At 38.9% G+C, this 4419-nt stretch carries 4 protein-coding genes; all 4 read left to right on the forward strand.

Annotation, left to right across the window (positions count from 1 at the left end):
- Positions 1-403 precede the first annotated feature (403 nt).
- The 4 genes from COV52_00875 to COV52_00890 are packed head-to-tail and all read left to right on the forward strand — an operon-like array spanning position 404 to position 4195.
- Positions 404-865: a polyketide cyclase gene (locus tag COV52_00875; GenBank protein PIR12032.1), complete on the forward strand. Its 462-nt coding sequence runs from the start codon at positions 404-406 to the stop codon at positions 863-865.
- A 36-nt stretch (positions 866-901) separates the two neighbouring features.
- Positions 902-2578: an amidase gene (locus tag COV52_00880; protein PIR12033.1), complete on the forward strand. Its 1677-nt coding sequence runs from the start codon at positions 902-904 to the stop codon at positions 2576-2578.
- A gap of 17 nt (positions 2579-2595) precedes the next feature.
- A complete protein-coding gene (locus tag COV52_00885) occupies positions 2596-3900 on the forward strand; it encodes a hypothetical protein (protein PIR12034.1) in 1305 nt (434 codons plus the stop codon).
- A 4-nt stretch (positions 3901-3904) separates the two neighbouring features.
- A complete protein-coding gene (locus COV52_00890) occupies positions 3905-4195 on the forward strand; it encodes a hypothetical protein (protein ID PIR12035.1) in 291 nt (96 codons plus the stop codon).
- The last annotated feature ends 224 nt before the right edge of the window (positions 4196-4419 follow it).

Raw genomic sequence — 4419 nt, forward strand, 5'->3', positions numbered from 1 at the left:
GCTGCCAAATAAAAGCAGGCGACTAACACAATGACAAGATAATAATAAAAGGGGTGAACGCGCCAATAGAGGATCGGTTTCATTAATTGAATGATGCCTTTACCACCGTATGCTAACCCCGCCAGTACAATGGCAGCTAATCCAGGCGCACATTCACCGAGCCAAAACCAGTCTGTGCCGCTCGTGGGTGAAATATGGAAGGTAGGAAAAATAATTAGCCAAACCAGACTAGACCAAACCAAGGTTAGCACAAAGAAGCTTATCACGGGATATTGTCGAGCAAGCTGCTTCATCACAGTCCTAAAATCAATGAATGTGCTTATTCTAGCAGAATACTGCCTTAGAGACAGGAGATTTTTCTGATACCATAGCAATCTATACGGCACGGAAAGAGGATAGGAAAGTGAATGAAATAAAAACAGAGATTTTGATTGACGCGAATGCTCAGCAGATTTGGCAGGTGCTAACTAATTTTAATGATTATCCAAAGTGGAATCAGTTTTTTACTCATATTGCTGGCGAATTAAAAATAGGTAGCAAGCTAATAGTGACCATCTCGCCGCCTGGCGGCAAACCGATGAATTTTACTCCAAAGGTGATTGTATTGAATGAGGCAAAGGAGCTGCGATGGTGTGGTGAATTTATTTCACGTTTTTTGTTTCAAGGTGAGCATTATTTTTTGTTAGAGCAGTTAAACGAAACTGAAACACGGTTTATGCATGGTGAATATTTTACTGGATTATTGACGCCTGTTTTTGAGTGGTTGGGTTTGTTAAAGAAAACCAAGCAAGGGTTTTGGCAATTTAATCAAGCGATAAAACAAAAAGCAGAATTATTAAAAGGCGAGGCGGCAAACAGTCTATGATAAGGAATTTATTCCAAATAATTAAAAGGAGCTAGGATGATCAAAAATAAAATTCGTCTGGCGCTGTTATGCGGCATTTTATTTTTAGGACAAAGTGTTTATGCTAAAAATGAAGTGGCTGTAAATTATATGGATACCAATATTGCTACGATTACTCATTTAATCAAGAACAAAAAAATCAGTTGTGAACAGTTGATTCAAAGTTACATCAATCGCATTGAACAATACGATTTAGCTTATACAAAAAATAAGCCGCCGATTAATGCCATTATTGCGATTAATCCGTTTGCATTAAGTCAAGCGCGTCGGATTGATTCAACGTTTTCTTCCGAAAAAAACTCGCCATTACTCTGCGTTCCCGTCGTTGTGAAAGATAACATTGATACAAACGATATGCCCACTACAGCAGGTTCATTATCACTATTGGGCTCTCAACCTAATCAAGACGCTTTTATTGTTAAAAAGTTAAGACAAGCCGGCGCTGTCATTATTGGAAAAGCAGGGATGGATGAATTTGCTTCAGGAACTTGGGGTATTAACTCTCGTCTGGGTAGAACGGGGGATGTTTATGACACGAATTTATTACCCGGTGGCTCTTCTTCGGGTGTGGCGGCGGCAGTGAGTGCAGGATTTGCGCTGGTGGGGATTGGTAGCGATAACAGCGGTTCACTGCGTATTCCAGCAGCTGCCAATGGTGTTTATACCATTCGCGGCGGAACAGGGGCAGTCAGTCAGACAGGGATTTTCCCGAGAGGAAACTTAGACGGAATCGCAGGGCCGATTGCTCAAAATATTGAAGATGTTGCAAAAGTCATGGATGTCATTGCAGTCAAAGATGATCAAGATAAAAAAACGCTAACAGTGATACGCCCAAACTCTTATACCCAGTTTTTATCCGCTCATGCGTTAAAAGGAAAGCGCATTGGTATTGTCACCTTATATGGAGATCAGAAAATAAACTATGATGGAAAAATAGCTGGCCATTATTATCAGCAAGCCATTCAAATCATGAAGCAACAAGGCGCAACCATTGTACCTAATCTACAATTTAAACAATTCATTACCGATCGAAGCAATAATGCAGCAGGAGAAGTGCAACAAATCAATGCTTATTTATTGTCTTTTCCTTCGACAAGAAAAAATTTTAAAGATATTTGCGAATCCAATAGAACCAGGATTTTTGGAACGCCCAAGGAATGTTTAGAATACAGTCATACCAATCCACGACTCAACGGGACTGCTTATAAAAAAGTACTAAAAAATTTCGCCACCAATCGTGCTTTAATTGAAGCAAAGATGCGACAGCTTCATTTAGATGCGTTGTTGCTTCCTATTAGTGAATCTGGCGTGCCTAATGCTAAGTTTGATAATCAATATTATACGATTTTATCTCCCAATTCGGGCTTACCTGCCGTTGAGTTTATTGTCGGCTTTACTAAAACCAATCCCTCATTACCGATCGCGATGCAGTTCGTTGGTCGTCAAAATGATGAAGCCAACTTATTGGGCATGGCCTACGCGTTTACGAGAGCAATTAAAAGAAAACCGCCTGTGCTCAATGACAAAGCTTCATCAGAATCGTTTGACACGATTGCTGAATTCAACAATAGAAAAACAGAAATTGGTTATCTGACCTATAAAAAACTGATTCAAAAGCAAGGTGTAAAATCAGTCACACCAAAAGCATTTCTTTCTATTTTACCGAGCACCTGATTTAGGAAATAGAGTATATGCTTTTAAGCAAGGAGCTAAAAAAGCCAGTGAAGAACCCAGTTAAAAAAACAAAAATTATTTTTCCTCATCTATTAGTTTGTTTGTTATTCATGTTGTTAGATCATTCATCACTAGCCGAAAGCGAGCAAACTTTAAACCAAGCACTTGTAAAGCTCGTACAATCAGAGAGAAATCATTATAAACTGCCAGCATTATCGGTCAGTATCTTATTGCCAGGTGAGCGGCTGCCAAGACATTATGTCAGTGGCTATTACACCAAGAAAATGAAACAAAAAATAACGCCGAATACATTGTTTCAAGTGGGTAGCATTACTAAGACCTTTGCTGCGACGATGGTTTTAAAATTAGTTGAAGAACATAAGCTGAACATAAATGATAAACTGGGTCGTTGGTTTCCAGAATATCCGAAATGGAAAGACGTCACCGTTAAAGAATTATTAACGCATACTAGCGGTGTCTATAAGGTTATTGATACCAAAAACTTTTGGCAGCATTTAAAAGTGAATCCAAAGCAGTATTGGTCGTTACAAGAATTAGCAAACTTAGCTTATCTTTACCCTGATTATTTTAAGGCAGGTCAAGGATATAATTATGCCAATACGGATTACATTTTATTGGGCATGATCATTGAGAAAGTAACCCATCAACCGATTAGCCAAGTATTTCGAGAATATTTATTAAGCCTAGAAAAATTCGGTCTGAAAAATACGTATTACACGGCTTCAGGTTATCCAAAAACTGTCATTAGCCGAGTGGCTCATGGTTATGATGACGAAGGTACATTCGGATATGGGGTTGATGTGACGAATGTCAGTACTTCATTTTCTGGTTCGGCGGGAGCTATTGTTTCAACACCGGATGATATTATTCTATTTTTAAAGCAACTATTTGCAGGCAAGATACTTTCGGCGCACTTGTTAAAACTTATGCAAACCCTCACTTCAGAAAAAACCGGCCAACCCATTTCAATTCAACAAGCTTTAATAAACCATCAAAACACAAAGGAATCTTGGTTTGATCTAGGTGAAGGTATGGGGATGGGATTGGTTTATTTTAAGGATTATGGCTTTGTCTGGATGCATGCAGGTGGCATGCCTGGTTATCAGTCGGCTTATACTTATAACCCTTGCAAGGGTATTTACGTGGTGTTGATGTATAACAAGCAACCGAAAGAGAATTTGGTGTTTGTAAAAATCACACAAGCAATTGTTAAAACGTTGGATAGCTCAGATCTAGTAAACTCTAAAATAAAGCATTACCAAGCAATGAACGCATTGTCTTGGTTTTGTAACAAGGAGTAAGTTGATGAATGAATTGCCTAGTGTTGAGCTTAGAAGACGAATTGACTTTGTGATCTATCGTTTTCATCCCTGCAACATGATGAAAGCAAAACCTTCTTGGAAGCGAGAGGATGCAGAGGTGTGGATGACTTGGATTGAGCAATTTGGCTGGGTTTGTGTTGATAGAGAGAGTAATATTGTGGGTGTGCCGTGGGGCGCCGTTTTAAATAGAAAAACATCTTTACCGCCTGAAGGTGAGTGGGTTAGCAAGAAAGGCGACAAATCTTATGTGTATGATCTGGTTTATTTGAAATAAATAATGGCTCATTAAATAAGGTCTGTTTTCATAATTTTTAAAATAAAGGTGCGCTGTACGTCACGGGGGACATGCGAATGTCCGTCGTGACGTACAGCGTACGTTTGATTCAAATCAAATAAAAACAACTAGTTAAATTCAAAAAACGTAAACATTCGCTTAACCCACCTGAAGTAACGAAGTATCGATCTCATATTTAGGTGATTCAGAGAAGCGTTGCTTGC

Source organism: Gammaproteobacteria bacterium CG11_big_fil_rev_8_21_14_0_20_46_22 (genome assembly GCA_002796245.1).
In the GTDB taxonomy this organism is placed as follows: domain Bacteria; phylum Pseudomonadota; class Gammaproteobacteria; order UBA12402; family UBA12402; genus 1-14-0-20-46-22.